This window comes from Niallia sp. FSL R7-0648, assembly GCF_038007005.1.
GTDB lineage: Bacteria > Bacillota > Bacilli > Bacillales > Cytobacillaceae > Niallia > Niallia circulans.
In genome coordinates, this window is record NZ_JBBOWE010000001.1 from 96193 (window position 1) to 113871 (window position 17679).

Annotated in this window: 14 protein-coding genes; 13 read left to right on the forward strand and 1 reads right to left on the reverse strand. The window is 36.6% G+C overall.

The annotated features are described in order from the left end of the window. The first annotated feature begins 157 nt into the window (after window positions 1-157). The 3 genes from NSQ89_RS00490 to NSQ89_RS00500 all read left to right on the forward strand — a co-directional run bounded on the left by NSQ89_RS00490 (window position 158) and on the right by NSQ89_RS00500 (window position 2505). On the forward strand, window positions 158-967 hold the full coding sequence (locus tag NSQ89_RS00490; protein WP_061799928.1) for a basic amino acid ABC transporter substrate-binding protein: 810 nt from the start codon (window positions 158-160) through the stop codon (window positions 965-967). A gap of 162 nt (window positions 968-1129) precedes the next feature. Continuing rightward, window positions 1130-1786 (forward strand): amino acid ABC transporter permease, encoded by a 657-nt coding sequence (locus NSQ89_RS00495; RefSeq protein WP_341132068.1) that lies wholly within the window; start codon window positions 1130-1132, stop codon window positions 1784-1786. Further along, on the forward strand, window positions 1783-2505 hold the full coding sequence (locus tag NSQ89_RS00500) for an amino acid ABC transporter ATP-binding protein (RefSeq protein ID WP_047941766.1): 723 nt from the start codon (window positions 1783-1785) through the stop codon (window positions 2503-2505). Before NSQ89_RS00495 ends, NSQ89_RS00500 begins: the two co-directional genes overlap by 4 nt. Before the next feature lie 91 nt (window positions 2506-2596). Here NSQ89_RS00500 and NSQ89_RS00505 read toward each other — a convergent pair whose 3' ends face one another. Continuing rightward, window positions 2597-3364, reverse strand: coding sequence for a class I SAM-dependent methyltransferase (locus NSQ89_RS00505; RefSeq protein ID WP_341132069.1), 768 nt, complete (start codon window positions 3362-3364; stop codon window positions 2597-2599). 608 nt (window positions 3365-3972) lie between these two features. Between NSQ89_RS00505 and NSQ89_RS00510 the strand changes: the two genes are divergently transcribed. From NSQ89_RS00510 to NSQ89_RS00555, 10 genes are all read left to right on the forward strand, one after another. Then, entirely contained in the window at window positions 3973-5178 is a 1206-nt protein-coding gene (locus NSQ89_RS00510; RefSeq protein ID WP_341132070.1) for an amidohydrolase, read from the forward strand. Between the two features lie 46 nt (window positions 5179-5224). Beyond that, complete coding sequence (locus NSQ89_RS00515) at window positions 5225-6439, forward strand: M20 family metallopeptidase (protein ID WP_341132071.1); 1215 nt, start codon at window positions 5225-5227, stop codon at window positions 6437-6439. Between the two features lie 662 nt (window positions 6440-7101). Then, window positions 7102-8124, forward strand: a complete 1023-nt coding sequence (locus NSQ89_RS00520) for an ABC transporter ATP-binding protein (RefSeq protein ID WP_047941762.1) — start codon at window positions 7102-7104, stop codon at window positions 8122-8124. Next, complete coding sequence (locus tag NSQ89_RS00525) at window positions 8121-9134, forward strand: ABC transporter ATP-binding protein (RefSeq protein WP_047941761.1); 1014 nt, start codon at window positions 8121-8123, stop codon at window positions 9132-9134. Before NSQ89_RS00520 ends, NSQ89_RS00525 begins: the two co-directional genes overlap by 4 nt. Before the next feature lie 15 nt (window positions 9135-9149). Then, window positions 9150-10100: an ABC transporter permease gene (locus NSQ89_RS00530; protein WP_082138299.1), complete on the forward strand. Its 951-nt coding sequence runs from the start codon at window positions 9150-9152 to the stop codon at window positions 10098-10100. Window positions 10101-10112: 12 nt separating this feature from the next. Then, window positions 10113-11036: an oligopeptide ABC transporter permease gene (gene opp4C, locus NSQ89_RS00535; protein WP_047941760.1), complete on the forward strand. Its 924-nt coding sequence runs from the start codon at window positions 10113-10115 to the stop codon at window positions 11034-11036. Between the two features lie 51 nt (window positions 11037-11087). Further along, window positions 11088-12707 carry an ABC transporter substrate-binding protein gene (locus NSQ89_RS00540; RefSeq protein WP_053215647.1) on the forward strand — a complete coding sequence of 540 codons (1620 nt, stop codon included), beginning with the start codon at window positions 11088-11090 and terminating at the stop codon, window positions 12705-12707. 310 nt (window positions 12708-13017) lie between these two features. Beyond that, on the forward strand, window positions 13018-14775 hold the full coding sequence (locus NSQ89_RS00545) for an ABC transporter ATP-binding protein (RefSeq protein ID WP_047941758.1): 1758 nt from the start codon (window positions 13018-13020) through the stop codon (window positions 14773-14775). Continuing rightward, complete coding sequence (locus NSQ89_RS00550; RefSeq protein ID WP_095259140.1) at window positions 14738-16567, forward strand: ABC transporter ATP-binding protein; 1830 nt, start codon at window positions 14738-14740, stop codon at window positions 16565-16567. The genes NSQ89_RS00545 and NSQ89_RS00550 overlap by 38 nt, the downstream gene beginning before the upstream one ends. Window positions 16568-16938: 371 nt before the next feature. After that, complete coding sequence (locus tag NSQ89_RS00555; protein ID WP_047941826.1) at window positions 16939-17607, forward strand: GTP pyrophosphokinase; 669 nt, start codon at window positions 16939-16941, stop codon at window positions 17605-17607. The last annotated feature ends 72 nt before the right edge of the window (window positions 17608-17679 follow it).

Consider the following 17679-nt stretch of genomic DNA (forward strand, 5'->3'; position numbering starts at 1 on the left):
AATTCAAATAGTTTTCTTGTATATAAATAAACAAAAAGTTATAATGAATGCATTATTAGTAATAAAGCAAATGGAAAAATTTTTATTTTAAATTAATTGAAAATTCTATATTATTTTAATATACAGTTTTCAATTAATCAAAAGAGGGGGATTTATAATGAGGAAAAACGGCATTTTATTTGCTTTATTTATATCGATTGTTCTTGTTTTAGCAGCATGTGGGACAGGTTCAGAAAAAGCAAATAGTGATGGAGATGGCAAAAAGAAATTAAGAGTCGTTACAGATGCGGCTTATGCACCATTTGAGTATATGGATAAAGACAAGATTATTGGCTTCGATGTCGATATTTTCACAGCGGCAGCAGAGGAAGCTGGCTATGACTTTGAAATTGTCAACGTTGGATGGGACCCACTCTTTGCAGAATTAGAAAATGGCACAGCGGATGTTGGTTTATCAGCCATTACAATAAACGATGACCGACTTAAATCCTATGATTTCTCTGTTCCATATTTTGAAAGTACGAATAAAATTTTGGCACCAGAAGGTACTGATATTAAGAAAGCTGCTGATCTAACAGATAAGACTGTTGCTGTTCAATCAGGAACAACAGGTGCAGATGCAGTCGATGCGCTCCTAGGAAATGGCAATGAAAAAGTAAAAAAGTTTGAAAATAATAATTTAGCTATTTTGGAAATGAAGAATCAGGGTGCTGATGCTGTTGTGGCAGATAATGCAGTATTAGAAGCATATGCTAAAAATAATCCGCAAGATAACTTTATCGTGATTGAGGATAAAGAAGGATTTGAATCAGAATATTATGGATTCATGTTCCCGAAAGATAGTGAGATGGAAGCTGATTTAAGCAAAGGTCTTAATGCTATTTTTGATAATGGTAAATATGCAGAGATATATAAAGAATGGTTTGGGCAAGATCCAGACATTGAAAATTTAAAAGCACAACAATAGAAGAGTCGCAAATGAGGAAGGTACTCAGGAGGGGCATTACCCGCTTTGACAAGGAGGGAGCACAATACTTCTTCTAGATTGTTCTTAGTGAGGGAATGTTCCTTCTGAATGCCTGTGCTGCTGAATGTCAGTCATTTTGTGGTCTTTGGAGGAGAAGAGGTAATGGATATTAATTTTACGATTATTTTAGAGTATGCTGACTTATTTAAAAAGGGGATATTAGTGACCATTCAATTATCCTTGTATGCAATAGTATTTGGAACGGTTTTAGGTTTATTAATCGGCCTTGGCAAAATAGCAAAGAATCAATGGATTGCTTTTCCTTTCCGTTGCTATATTGCTATTTTCCGCGGCACCCCTCTTTTTGTACAAATCCTAATCATTCATTTTGGATTTATCCCATTATTTTTAAATACAACCAATGCCATGATAGCAGCAATTGTTGCATTATCACTTAACGCAGCTGCTTATATTGCGGAGATTTTTAGAGCTGGAATTGAATCCATTGACCGTGGTCAGATGGAAGCAGGCAGATCCTTAGGGATGACGCATGTACAGGCAATGCGATACATAGTACTTCCTCAGTCCTTTAAACGAATGATTCCCCCGTTAGGCAATGAATTTATTGTATTAATTAAAGATTCTTCTTTAGCAGCTGTTATTGCTGCTCCAGAGTTAATGTACTATGCAAGGCTGATGATGGGACAGTATAACCGAGTTTGGGAGCCATATTTAACAGTAGCTGTTATTTATCTTGTTTTAACCTTAACATTAAGCTTCTTCTTAACTCGTTTGGAAAGAAGGTTGAAAACAGAATGATTGTTGTAGAAAAATTAAAAAAGTCCTTCGGAGATAATGAAGTATTAAAGGATATTAGTATGACTATTAACCAGCAGGAGGTCGTCGTAATTATTGGTCCTTCCGGATCAGGAAAATCAACTTTTTTGCGTTGCATCAATTTACTAGAAAGTATATCGGACGGAACGATTCATATTAATGGGAAGAATATTACGGATAAGTCCACAAATATTAATGAAGTACGTAAGGATGTAGGGATGGTGTTTCAACAGTTTAATTTATTCCCACATAAGTCAGTTCTTCAAAATATTATGCTTTCACCTATGAAAGTAAAGAAGGTCTCAAAAGAAAATGCTCGGATAAAGGCATTAGAATTATTGAAAAAAGTGGGCTTAGAGGATAAAGCAAATGTATATCCTGATTCACTCTCTGGTGGACAAAAACAGCGTGTCGCCATCGCGAGAGCACTAGCAATGGAACCAAGTATTATGTTATTTGATGAGCCGACGTCTGCCTTAGATCCAGAGATGGTAGGAGAGGTATTGGAAGTGATGAAGGAACTTGCCAAGGAAGGAATGACGATGATTGTAGTAACGCATGAAATGGGATTTGCAAGAGAAGTTGGAGATCGTGTGATTTTCATGGACGGTGGATATGTAGTCGAAGAAAATACACCAGTAGAGTTATTTACACATCCGCAAGAGGAACGTACCATTTCTTTCTTAAGTAAGATCTTATAAAGTGGCAAGAAGACAAGTGAAACTTCTATTGAAGGAGATTTACTTGTCTTTTTGTATAGGTGTGCTATCACATGTTTTTATAAGGTTAATCTTACCGATATTGTTTTCTTACAGCTTCAAAAGTAATGATTTGACTTGCATTTGATGGTTGCTTCTCGTAAACATAATCAGCGGAGCACGTAATATCAGAGAAACCGATATTCTCCAAAATAAGCTTAAATTCTTCGATTCCATACCAACGCAGCGCAAAACGTTGTAACTCGGTTTGAATCAACTTTCCTTTACGCCATTTCTCATATTTCAAGTAGGAAATAGTAAATTGATTTAGCCAATCCATTTCAATCGATTTGTTTTCCAGCGTAATCCCATCCCCGTTAGGTAGGGAAAAAGTTGAAGTAGAAATCTCTCCTGTTTTCCAATCATGAGGTAATAGAAGATCAACAATCAAGCGTCCTCCTGGAACAAGATGTTTATAAAAGCACTTCAATGCGTTTAGAGAGTCTTCTCGTTTTTCTATTAAACAAAAGGAACCTATAGGAATAATAATTGCCTTATAATTAAATGGCAATGAAAATCCCTGTAATTTATCTTCATATAAATTAGGGCTTAATCCTCTTTCTTCACAACGTTTACGACAAGAGTTCAACATTTCAGGAGAATAATCAATTCCATCAATTATATATCCCGCCTCAAGAAGTGGAATAATAAAACGTCCTGAGCCAACTGCAGCTTCTAGAATACGTCCCTGACAATTTTTTAACCGTTCTTGGTAATATTCAATATCCCCATTTAAAGAGTACCCCACAGGCTTTGTGAAATCGTAGAGCTCAGTACAAAGTGCACTATAATAACTAAACATATAGTATTTTCCTCCATTTTTGTATACGGAAAATTTTTAATTAAAGAAACTTCTAATATTAACCCCTCCGTACCCTGTATTTAATTGATAGTTGGAAAGAACGGACTGTCATAATAACTCAGTCGCTTTCAATAAGAGATAATAAAAATATAACACAATATTTTGATAATTAATCTTTTATTATGCTGAATAAAGGTATATATACATTCTTAAATCATCTCTAAATGAGGTGTCACCCTAGTATCATCGAACTTGGATAAAATTTTATTAGTTTTAGAGAAAAGTAATATTTTTCTCGTTTTGGGGAACAAGCATTTTTTACTTGATGGGCATGTGGTAGAACCCCTTAGGAGAAAGGAATTAATTTAGTAGGAGAAAAATAAATGATGTAAACGATAACAACCCTAATAAATAGGGATGATAGGAAAAATAAGAGGTTGTTAATTTATTCTGAATATTTTGATGATTAAAAAAACTTATTATACATTGCTTGAAATTACCGTTAATATAAAAGAAATCAAAATTAAGGGATATAGTTAAGCTACATTTTTTCTAACTTCTCAAGAAAGTATTCCTTATTCATAAGCAAATTTATTAGGAGGGGTAGTATGTTAAAAAAATGGCATAGTGAATTAGCCGAGATGTTTGATCAAATGGTTGAGTGGAGAAGACATTTTCATCAGTACCCAGAACTATCTTTCCAAGAGGTGGAAACACCAAGAATGATTGCTGAAATTTTAGAAGGATTCGGTATTGAAGTAAGGAGAAATGTTGGTGGTAGAGGAGTAGTTGGGAAAATATATGGAGCCAAACCTGGCAAAACGATTGCGCTGCGAGCAGACTTTGATGCATTGCCAATCCAGGATGGAAAGGATGTACCGTATAAATCGAAGGTGCCAGGAGTTATGCATGCATGTGGGCATGATGGACATACAGCTACTCTTTTAGCGGTGGCGAAAGTACTTCAAGATAATAGGGATAGTATTGCCGGGAATATTGTACTGCTTCATCAGCATGCTGAAGAATTATCACCTGGTGGAGCAAAAGCAATGATTGAAGACGATTGTTTAAAAGATGTAGATGTCGTTTATGGGGCACATCTTTCCTCATTAAATGAACTCGGAAAATATTATTATAAACCCGGATACTCGCAAGCAGCAGCAGATGCATTTGAAATTACCATTAAAGGAAAGGGTGGACATGGTTCCGCTCCTCATGAAACAGTGGATGCGATTGCGGTCGGAACGGCGCTAGTCAGCCAGCTACAATATATTGCGAGCAGACGTGTAGATCCATTAAATCCCGTTGTACTATCTGTAGGATCCTTTCATGGAGGAACGGCGCAAAATGTCATTGCTGATACTGCTGTGATGACAGGAACCGTCCGAACACTAGATAAAGATCTGCGTTTATTTATGGAAGAAGAGATCAAATTAATGGTGAATGAGATTTGTGAGAGCATGCAGGCTACTGCTGAGATTAATTATATAAAGGGATACCCAGCTGTATATAATCATGAGGAAGAAGTAGAAGTTTTTGAAAAGGTTATAGAAAATTCATTAGATAAGAATATGTTAGTTCGTTCCGTACCAATCATGGGGGCAGAGGATTTTTCTTATTATTTGCTTGAAAAGCCGGGTATGTTTTTTCATACAGGAGCAAAAGTCTCAGAGGGAAAAGCTTATCCTCATCATCATCCAATGTTTGATTTTGACGAAAGAGCAATGATTTATGCTGGAAAAGCATTTTTGAGTATTGTCGATAATTATGTATCGATCCAAGTAAAAGAAAACCTTGCTGAACCAGTTCTATAAGAAAGATCTTTTCGAAAATTAATGTAATGGGATGGGAGCGATTGAGATGCTAGAGAAATGGTATGAAGAAATTGAAGCTATGTATGAGCAAATGGTAGAGTGGAGACGATATTTACACGAAAATCCAGAGCTATCTTTTCAAGAAATTAATACAAGTAAGATGATTGGTGACCTGTTGGAAAGCTTCGGAATTGAAGTAAGACGAAATGTTGGTGGAAATGGAATTGTAGGTAAGATTTACGGTGCTAAGCCTGGAAAAACGATTGCCTTACGAGCAGACTTTGATGCCTTACCGATTCAGGATGAAAAGAATGTAGCTTTTAAATCGAAAGTTCCAGGTGTGATGCATGCATGTGGACATGATGGGCATACAGCTACATTGCTGGCAGTAGCAAAGGTTCTTCAGGATAATGCGGAAGAACTGGCTGGGAATGTAGTGCTATTACACCAGCATGCGGAGGAATCACCGCCAGGGGGAGCCATTGCCATGATTGAAGATGGCTGTTTAGATGGTGTAGATGTTGTCTATGGTGCTCATTTATCCTCTGGCAGTGAACTAGGGAGTGTCCTTTATAGAATTGGACCAGTATCCGCTGCAAGTGACGCATTTGAATTAAAAATTCAAGGGAAAGGTGGACATGGGGCATCTCCCCATCAAACAATTGATGCTGTTGCAGTTGGCGTCCAAATTGCCAATCAACTTAAACATATTGTTAGCAGAAGAGTAAACCCACAGAAGCCCGCAGTTATTTCCATTGGATCATTTCATGCAGGAAATGCGGGAAATGTCATTTCAGATACAGCTGATTTAACTGGAACCGTTCGTACATTTGATGAAGATGTACGATCATTGATTATAGAAGAAATGGAGCAGCTAATTAAAGGGGTATGTAAAGCATTCCATGCAACTTATGAATTTAATTATACAAAAGGCTATCCCTCTACTGTAAATACAGTGGATGAAACAAATATACTCGAAAAATGTTTGATAAATGCCTTGCCAGAAAGCAAGCCTGTCATAATAGAAAAACCAGGAATGGGTGGAGAAGATTTCTCTTATTATCTACAAAATCGACCTGGATGTTTCTTTTCAGTAGGGGCTAGAAACGAAGATATAGAGGCAATTTATCCTCATCATCATCCAAAGTTTACTTTTGATGAAAGGGCCATGCTCCATACAGCTAAGATATTTTTAAGTCTAGTAGATTACTACACGAATACAGAAAGGAAAGAGGCTTTGGTGAACAGCTCTACAATCTAAAGTCTAGTATTCTAACAAGCGATAAGCGCCTATCAGCTAGCAAACTTCCAATCATCTCTTTTGCGTAGTCAACATCAGTTCACTAGCGTTCACTGTGTTTCCTTTATCTTAGTCGATGATCTTCGACGTACAGGGATGTACTAGTGTCGACGTTGCAACAGGACGTTGCGTAGTTAGTCGACCAGTTTTTACGCTGATAAACAGGCGCTTACGCTTTACGAAATAACAGGGAAAAACGTTCTAAGTCAGAGAATGATCTAGCTCCAGCGCCTATCAGCTAGCAAACTTCCAATCATCTCCCTACGATAAGTCAACATCAGTTCACTAGCGTTCACTGTGTTTCCTTTATCTTAGTCGATGATTCTCCAGTTTGTACGCTGATGAGCAAGGCGCTTACGCTTTACGAAATAACAGGGAAAAACGTTCTAAGTCAGAGAACGATCTAGCTCCAGCGCCTATCAGCTAGCAAACTTCTGATCACCTCCCTACGATAAGTCAACATCAGTTCACTAGCGTTCACTGTGTTTCCTTTATCTCAGTCGGTGATCTTCGACGTACAGGGATGTACTAGTGTCGACGTTGCAACAGGACGTTGCGTAGTTAGTCGACCAGTTTTTACGCTGATAAACAGGCGCTTACGCTTTACTTGAAGGAGGGGAAGTATGGTGCGGAATATTTTAGAGGTGGAGAAATTGCAAACAGCTTTTCGAACGGATAAGGGGGAGGTTATTTCGGTAGAGGAGGTTACTTTTCAGCTTAAGCCAGGAGAGACTATTGGTATTGTAGGAGAGTCAGGCTGTGGTAAGAGTGTTACTTCCCTATCGATTATGAGACTGTTAGGAAAACATGGTTATATCAAAAAGGGAACGATAAATCTGAAGGGGAAAGAATTAACGACACTAACGGAAGCGGAGATGCGAAAAGTTAGAGGAAATGAAATTTCGATGATCTTTCAAGAACCAATGACTTCTTTAAATCCGGTTTTTACAATTGGAAATCAAATGGTGGAACTAATTCGTCTACATATGGGCTTAAATGCCAAAAAAGCAAAGAGCTATGCGGTAGAAATGCTGAAGAAAGTAGGAATTCCAAGAGCAGAGGTAATTATTGATGAATATCCACACGCTCTTTCTGGAGGTATGCGGCAAAGGGTAATGATAGCGATGGCTCTATCTTGTAAACCGAAGCTTCTAATCGCAGATGAACCAACAACAGCATTAGATGTAACCATTCAAGCACAGATTCTTGAATTAATGAAAAGTTTAAAAAACGAATCAGAGACAGCGATTATGATGATTACCCATGATTTAGGAGTTATTGCGGAAATGGCTGATAAGGTTATTGTCATGTATGCCGGGCAGGTGGTAGAAGAGGCAGATGTCTTTACTCTTTTTGATGAGCCAAAGCATCCTTACACCAAAGGCTTAATCGAATCTATTCCACATTTAGAGTATGATTCCCAAGAAAAATTATATTCTATTCCAGGCTCTGTTCCGACATTACAGCAAATGCCAAAAGGCTGTAGATTTCATACTCGCTGCCCTTACGTCACTGAAAAGTGCATTGCCGAAAAGCCTCCCCATATTAGCATAGACAATCAAGCGGATCACAAGGTTCGTTGTTGGTTGTATGAGACTCAGCAACAAGGCAACATGCTGGAAGAGGAAAGGGAGGTTAAGATATGAGTGTAGAAATCTTGTCTGAAAAAGACGGAATATTCAAAGAACAAATGCAGCCATTAGTAGAAATCCAAAATTTAAAGAAATATTATCCAATTAAGAAAGGGATATTATCGAAAACAGTTGGCCATGTAAAAGCTGTAGATGGTCTTGATTTTTCCATTTATTCTGGGGAAACAATTTCCCTTGTTGGTGAATCTGGATGTGGGAAATCCACTACTGGCAGAGCTATTGTGAAGCTAGATCCTCCGACAGATGGGAAAGTCTTATTTGAAGGAAGAGATATGGCCGCCATTCAAAATAAGGAATTAAGAAAAATTCGCACAGATATGCAAATCATCTTTCAAGATCCCTATTCTTCTCTCAATCCGCGAAAGCGAATCGGTGATTTATTGGCAGAGCCTTTAATTGCCCACAGACTTGCGACAAAAGAAGAAGCAAGTAAAAAGGTAGATCGAATGCTTGAAATAGTAGGATTAACTAAATTTCATAAAAGCAGATATCCTCATGAATTTTCTGGCGGTCAAAGACAAAGGGTAGGGATTGCTAGAGCCCTTATGCTAAACCCAAAATTGATTGTTTGCGATGAACCGGTATCAGCATTGGATGTTTCTATTCAAGCGCAAGTACTAAATTTATTAAAGGATTTACAAAAGGAATTTAATTTAACCTATTTATTTATTGCACATGGTCTAGGAGCAGTTAAGTATATTAGTGATCGAATTGCCGTTATGTATTTAGGCAAAATTGTGGAAATTGGAAAGACTGAAGAGATTTTTAAGAATCCAAAGCATCCTTATACACAAGTGTTGCTAAGTGCCTATCCGATTCCTAATCCTCATCTTCGAAATAGAGAGCGGATTGTGGTAGAAGGAGATGTTCCAAGTCCGGCAAATCCACCAAATGGGTGCAGGTTCCATACTAGATGTCCTATGGCACAAGCTATGTGTAAGGAGAAGGAGCCGCTATTAGATGGAGCAAATCATTCAGTTGCCTGTCATTTTCCACTACGTTAAAGGAGGGAGATTCATTTGTTCCAATATATTATCAGGAGATTATTGATTGCTATTCCAGTGTTGCTGGGGGTAACGGTATTTAACTTTATTATTATTAACTTGGCTCCTGGTAACCCGGTAGATATGTATATTAATCCAGATACTACTCAGGCGGATATTGATGCAAAGAAAGAAGCATTAGGTCTTAATGATCCTATTTATATTCAATACTTTAGATGGCTTGGAAATCTTTTGCAAGGAGATTTTGGATTTTCCTATACAACATATGAACCTGTATTAGATTTAGTGCTAAATCGTGTTGGCCCCACGTTGCTCCTTATGAGCACTGCCTTAGTTATTGCTTATATTATTGCCATTCCAATAGGAATTTTGAGTGCAACAAAGCAGTATTCTTGGATTGATTATTTAACTACTACTTTTTCATTTTTAGGTGTATCCATTCCTAACTTTTTCTTAGGATTAGGAAGTATTTACGTATTTGCACTTGTTTTAAATATCTTACCGACAGGTGGCATGTTTACATTGGGAAGCAGTGGAGGATTTATGGATACATTGTTTCACCTCATTATGCCAGCCGCTATATTAGGAACCGGGATTGCAGGCAGTACGGTTCGCTATGTCAGAAGCAGCATGTTGGAAGTAATGGGGCAAGATTATTTGCGGACAGCAAGAGCGAAAGGATTAAAAGAGTTTATCGTTACCAATAAGCATGGATTAAAGAATGCGTTAATTCCTATTATTACAATTATCGGAATGGAAATACCAATTTTAATAGGCGGCGCAGTAGTAACGGAGCAAATTTTTCAATGGCCAGGCTTAGGACAACTAACAATCCAGTCGATTTCCTCTCGTGACTATCCTACGTTAATGGCGATAAATTTTATTGCAGCACTTGCTGTCCTATTTTCGAATTTACTTGCTGACATTTTATATGCCGTAGTAGATCCGCGAATTAAGTATAACTAAGGAGGAGTGCATATGAGTATTCCTAATGTGAAAGTGGATACGGAATTACAAGTTAATGTGGTGATTCCTGTTCAAAATCAATTGGGGAATGAAGAAAGCTATCTAAAACTAATAACAAAACGTTTTTTTAAACATAAGTTGGCCGTTGTTGGTCTCATTATTTTTTCATTAATGGTTCTGATTGCAATCTTTGCTCCAGTAATTGCACCGCATAATCCATATTCTGTTGATGGCGAATTTGCGTCTGCTCCTTCTGCTAATAATATTCTTGGTACAGATGAAGTGGGAAGGGACTTGTTTAGCCGACTATTATATGCTGCTAGAGTCTCTTTATCAGTAGGAGTCGGAGCAGTGGCGATTTATGTTGCTATTGGTACTATACTAGGAGCGATTGCGGGGTATTTTGGAAAATGGGTGGACATGGTTATCATGCGTATTACAGATGTGTTCATGTCATTTCCGTATTTAATGGTAATTTTGGTTCTAGTAAGTATAATGGGGCCAAGTCTATTTAACGTTATTTTAGTATTAGGTTTGCTCGGATGGCCATCGATTGCAAGATTAGTAAGAGGGTGTGTATTAACAATTAAAGAAATGGATTATGTTAAAGCAGGTGTCGCTTTAGGGTATTCCACGCCAAAAATTGTTTTTCAACATATTCTTCCGAATTGCATTGCGCCGATTCTTGTTAATGCTACATTTGGCATTGCGTCTGCCATTATTATGGAAGCATCCTTGAGCTTTTTAGGGATGGGTGTTCAGCCTCCTACAGCAAGCTGGGGGAATATGCTTAATGAAGCTCAATCCATTACTGTATTGGCAACACAGCCTTGGTTATGGATTCCGCCTGGAGTCATGATATTACTTGCTGTATTATCCATAAATTTTATGGGGGACGGTTTGCGAGATGCAATGGATCCCAAGAGCCATAAATGATGAGGAGATGCATTTATTACTATTCTAGAACAATAGATGGGGGAACATTCAATGAAGAAATTTAAAACGATATTTAGTCTATTTTCCATTGTCATTTTAGTATTACTTTCAGCGTGCTCGGGTGTAAATAATCCAGCTTCAACTGGTGGTGGTGCAAAAGAAAATACGATGTATTTGGGGCTTGTAAATGCTCCAGTTAGTTTTAATCCCATTAATTCTTCTGATATTGCAGCATCATGGTTAGAAAAATTTATGTTTGATACTTTTTTAGAGATGACTGGTCCTTTGGAGTTTACACCAAAGCTAGCTGAGTCCTTTGAAACAGAGGATAATCAGACATTTACAATCAAAATTAATAAGGATGCAAATTGGACAGATGGAACACCTGTTACGTCTGCGGATGTTGCTTTTACGTTAAATTTAGTTGCTAATCCAAAGACGGAAACAGCTGTTGGAGCCTATTTAACTGTATTAGATGGATTAACAGACGATGGCAAGCTTCCAGAAGGAGAAACAGAAATACCATCTATAACCATTGTTGATGAGAAAACAATTCAATTTAAGACAAAGGCCCCAGTTGATCCAAATATGGTGAAAGAACAATTAGGTTCTAAATTTATGATTCTTCCAGAACATAAGTTAAAGAATATTGCTCCGGAAAATCTCCAAAAGGATCCTTTTATGATGAAGCCGACCGTAACGAATGGTCCTTTTAAGTTTGTTAAATATGCAAAAGATCAATATGTAGAATATGCTAGGAATGATGACTATTATTTAGGGGATGTAGAACTGGATAAACTATTTGTGAAAATCATGCCAGCAGCAAACCTTGTAGCTCAATTGCAGACAGGCGAAATTCAAATGAATGCTGCAGGAGGGATTGGAAAAATTGCAGTGCAAGACTTTGAGACAGTAAAAGGATTTGACAATGTAACAACCACAACAGATAAAACATATGGATATCAGAATATGAGTTTTAATATGGAAACCATCACAGATAAGAAAGTAAGACAAGCAATCGCTTATGCTATTGATCGTCAAAAAATTGTCGATCAATTACTAAAGGGAGAAGGAGAAATTGTAGACGGTCCGTATACATCCATCAGCCCTTATCTTGATAAAGAATTAGAAACATACACGTATGATCCAGAGAAATCGAAGCAGTTATTAGAAGAAGCAGGCTGGGATTTCAATAAGACAATAGAATTTGTTGTTCCGATTGGAAACAAAGTGCGGGAACAATCAGCCAATATTATTGCCGAAAATTTAAAAGCGGTTGGATTAAAACTAAATACAACTACGTATGATTTCCCAACGATTATGTCAAAAGCGAGAGCAGGCGACTACGATTTAATGCTAATTGGCTTCACTAATACTATTGATCCAGATTTAACAACAATCTATGGTTCTGCGGGATCAAGTAACTATACAAATTATAACAATCCAAAGGTAGATGAACTATTAGCAAAGGGGAAACAAGAACCAGATACAGAAAAGCGTAAAGAGATTTATAATGAGCTTCAAGCAATTTGGAGTGATGAACTTCCGATCTTTACATTGTATTCTGACTATGACTTTGGAGCAGTTTCTAAAGATGTAGCTGTGGGATCACCAAAGGTATTTGGTTTCCATAATGAATTATATAAATGGTCGTTAGCTGGTGTAAACTAAAAGCGATATAAGCGGCTCGAGCATAAGTATTTCCAACAAATTTAAACCTGAACAATTATACAGAGATTCTAATCTGGAATTTTTGTATAATTGTTCGGTTTTTTTTGATTTTAAGAAAGAAGGTTTGTGATAAGGAAAGGGCATGTGTACATGCAATAAAATAATACTGAATTAATTTTATTCTGAATGATGTTTTCTAACTTACTAAAAAGAGGTATGATAAAAATAATGTTTAGCAAATCTAAATAAATTTCATCGATGATTGGATATTAAGTAGTAAATTCAATTAGAGTAAAGGCTGGAGGGAATAATGTCAAAAATATTTGGTCGACTTCGAGTATATAAACTAAGTATTACAATAGCACTTATACTAATGTTAACCGAACTTGCGGTAGAACTGGTTCAACCATTGATTATGGCAAAGATAATTGATGATGGCTTGGCTCATCAAGATACAAAAGTTGTGTTAATTTGGGGAGGGTTGTTGATATTATTTTCGCTTGTAGCCTTTGCTGCTGGAATTATTAATACATTTTATTCTTCCCATGTTTGTCAGAATTTTGGCTATAGTCTTCGGAATGAGTTATATCAAATCATTCAGTATTTTACGTTTTCAAGCAGTAATGTTTTTGCAAGTTCGTCTTTGATCACTAGATTAACGAATGATATTACACAATTACAAAACACGATATTTATGGGATTGCGATTTCTATTAAGGGCACCGCTTTTAATCGTTGGTGGAATCATTATGTCCTTCTTAGTTAATGTGAAACTAGCGTTTATATTGGCGATTACGATTCCGCTTATTGTGGTTATGTTTATTTGGGTTATTAAAATAGGAAGAAGTCTGTTTCAATCTGTTCAAAAAAAACTCGATCAGGTAAACAGTGTGATGCTGGAGAATTTAACAGCAGTGAGGCTTATCCGAGCATATATCCGTAAGCAGTTTGAAAGAAATCGTTTTATGCATACAAGCGAGGATTTAAAAAATCTTACCCAAAAGGCGCTCCGAATTATGGAAACTACTGTGCCACTCTTATTATTCGCTATGAATCTATGTATTATTGCCATACTTTGGATTGGATCCGGACAAATAAACACAGGTGAGGCACAGATTGGTGAAGTAGTTGCCGTTATCAATTATACATTAAGAATCACTACATCGATTTCTGTAGTAAGTATGTTAGTAATGGTTATTTCTCGTTCAAAAGCTTCAGCTGATCGAATCCAAGAGATTATTGATAAGAAAGAACAGGATAAGGATAATCCAGATGAAAGTATGGACTCAAAACTGAAAGGGAAAATTAAGTTCCAGCATGTATCCTTTCGTTATCCATCTAATAGAAGGAATACGATAGAGAATCTGCACTTTACCATCCACCCTAAAGAAACAATTGCTATATTAGGAGCAACAGGTTCAGGAAAAACAACACTCTTCCAATTAATTCCACGTCTTTATGAACCAACAGAAGGAAGCGTTTTGATCGACGATAAACGAGTGGATTCATATTCATTAAATACGCTAAGAAAGCAAATTGGATATGTACCACAGGAATCGATGCTCTTTACGGGTACCATTCAAGAAAATATTAGATGGGGAAATCCTGATGCGACCTTTGATGAAGTAGTGCAAGCTGCAAAAGATGCCCAAATTCACGATACCATTATGTTAATGCCTCATACATATGATACGAGAATTGGACAAAAGGGAGTTAATTTATCCGGAGGACAAAAGCAACGCCTTTCCATTGCAAGAGCACTCGTCAGAAAGCCAAGTATTCTCCTGCTAGATGATAGTACAAGTGCATTAGATTTAAAAACAGAAAAAAAGCTGCTGGATGCAGTTGCAGATTATCAATGTACCCTTCTGCTCATTACGCAGAAAGTATCTACTGCGATGAAGGCAGATAGAATAATGCTGATTGAAGATGGAAAGATTGTAAGTTTTGCTTCCCATGATGAGTTATGGAAGACAAACAACCTTTATCAAAAAATAGTAGAATCACAACTAGGGGAAGGAGAGTGGGAGAATGCAAAGGGAACTAACCGATCCATTTCGCTATCCTAAACCTAAATTAAAGCCAGATCCCACAGTTGTTAAAAAAGGGAAAAAACCAAAAAATATGGGGAAGACCTTATACCGATTATGGAGCTATCTTGCACAAAAAAAGGGATTATTATTCCTTGTTTTAGTGATGGTGGCAATGAGCTGTGCATTAGGATTATTGGGACCATATGTTTTAGGAATTTCTATTGATCGTTTTATTGTCAATAGAAATTTAGATGGTTTTACAGGAATGCTAATAGCCCTTGGTGGTATTTACTTTTTTCATTCTGTTGCATTATTTTTGCAAAGTTATTGGATGGTTGGAATTTCACAAACAACTGTTTTTCGCTTAAGAGCGGATTTATTCCACCAATTTCATGAGCTGCCGATAAGTTATTTTGACAAAAAGCAGCATGGAGAATTGATGAGTCGTGTTACAAATGATATTGAAAATGTCAGTTCTACTTTAAATAGCTCTGTTATCCAAATCTTCTCTAGTATTATCACATTAGTTGGGACAGTAGTCGTTATGTTATTGCTCAGCCCGTTATTAACCGTCCTGACTTTAACTATTGTGCCAGTTATGTTTATCGGAATGAAGTGGATTACGAGTAGAACAAGTATATTGTTTAAGGAACAGCAAAAGAATTTAGGGGAGTTAAATGGATTTATTGAGGAATCTATTTCAGGACAAAAAATTGTAAAAACTTTTTCTTTAGAAGAAAAAGTGATTCATGATATGAAAGAAAAAAGTGATAAGCTTAAGAATTCTGCGTATTGGGCACAAGTCTATTCAGGCTTTATTCCAAAGTTGATGAATATGTTAAACAATGCTAGCTATGCAGTAATTGTAGGGGTTGGCGGGCTATTAGCCCTCAAATCAGGTACTGTATCTATTGGGGTTATTGTAATCTTTGTTGAATATTCCCGACAGTTCACTAGACCCTTAAATGATTTATCGAATCAATTTAATACACTGTTATCTGCCATTGCGGGTGCAGAGAGAGTATTTGACGTATTAGATGAAGAAAGAGAAGAAGTAGATGAGAAGAAAGCAGCCGTGATGGAAGAAATGAAAGGAGAAGTTCAGTTTAAGCATGTTTCTTTTTCTTATGAGGTAAATAAAGAAATTTTAAAAGATATTGATTTTAAGGCAAACCCAGGTGAAACAATTGCTTTGGTTGGACCCACTGGAGCTGGAAAAACGACTATTATCCAGCTTATCACGAGATTTTATGATGCAACCGCAGGAAATATATTAGTGGATGGACAGGAGATTACAAAAATAAAAAGAGAGAGTCTTCGTTCGCATATGGGATTTGTTCTTCAGGATAGCTATCTATTCGAAGGGACCATCCGGGAAAACATTCGGTATGGCAGGTTAAATGCTACGGATGAGGAAGTGGAGTATGCAGCAAAGCAGGCCAATGCTCATGGCTTTATTGAACATCTTCCGGAAGGATATGATACGATTCTTTCTGCTAATGGAAACGGAATTAGTCAAGGACAAAAGCAGCTATTATCCATTTCTCGAGCAATTTTAGCAGATCCATCTATTCTTATTCTGGATGAAGCAACAAGTAGCATTGATACAATCACAGAGGTGAAAATTCAAGATGCTTTAAAACGGTTGATGAAAGGGAAAACGAGCTTTGTTGTTGCTCACCGATTAAACACCATTAAACATGCGGATCTGATTCTAGTATTGGATAAAGGGATGATAGCCGAAAAGGGGTCTCACGAAGAATTATTGGAGAAAAAAGGCTTTTATTATGAACTACATCAAAACCAATTCTCAGAGACAGTTGATTAGATTATAAAAATAAAATGGGGCTGCACCGGTTGGTCAGTGTAGATAGTAGATATATAAAGAACAGCACTTCTCTCCTTAGAGCTGATATTGAAGGAATAAGGGAAGTGCTGTTTCTTATTTTATAAATAAAAAATATTTGTTTGAAATGATATTTGACTGACCGGTCATTATTGTTTACAATAAAGATAGATTCGGTGCATGTCAACCATCCGAAAATAGCTCGTTATATACAAAGGTGGATGTTGAAAGTGAAAACAATTGACCAAATTATTGAATTTTTGAAGAGTATCGGAGTAGACGCAGAAAAGGTTTATAGGAATCCAAAGGAGACATACTAGTTTATGGAAAGCGTAAAACAACTCAAGACATACATGGAAGATAATAACTTCAATTTACATGAATTATCAAATGAGCTTAATGAATGGAAAAATAGCTTAATTATTTATAACTTTGCTTTAGATGAAATAAATACGAAACTAAAAATATTAAATGAGGAATTTCAATTTATCCATAATCATAATCCAATCGAGCACATTAAATCACGAATTAAAGATCCAAAGGGTATTATGCAAAAGCTGCATCGAAAAGGGCATGCTATAACAATGGAAAATGCCAAAAAATATATACATGATATTGCAGGAGTTCGAATTACTTGTTCCTTTATTTCGGATATTTACGAAATTTATAATATTATTGAAAAACAAGCTGATATTAAAGTACTGCAGGTAAAAGATTATATTAAAAATCCAAAACCAAATGGCTATAAAAGCTTACATTTAATTATCAGTATTCCTGTTTTCTTAAGTACAGGAATGCAAGAAGTATTTGTTGAAATTCAAATAAGAACGATTGCGATGGACTTTTGGGCAAGCTTAGAACATAAAATCTATTATAAATTCGACAAAGATGTTCCTGCACATTTACTTAATGAATTAAAGGAAGCAGCAGATGCAGCCCATGAACTAGATGTAAAAATGAAGCGAATCAAAGATGGTGTCGATATCGTTCATACAGTAGGGAAGAATCAGCTATTCATATAGTTTGAAAAGGAGCTTCGCAAGAAACGAAGCTCCTTTCTTTGTAGAAACAAAGAAATCCTCGAAATCCAGCAT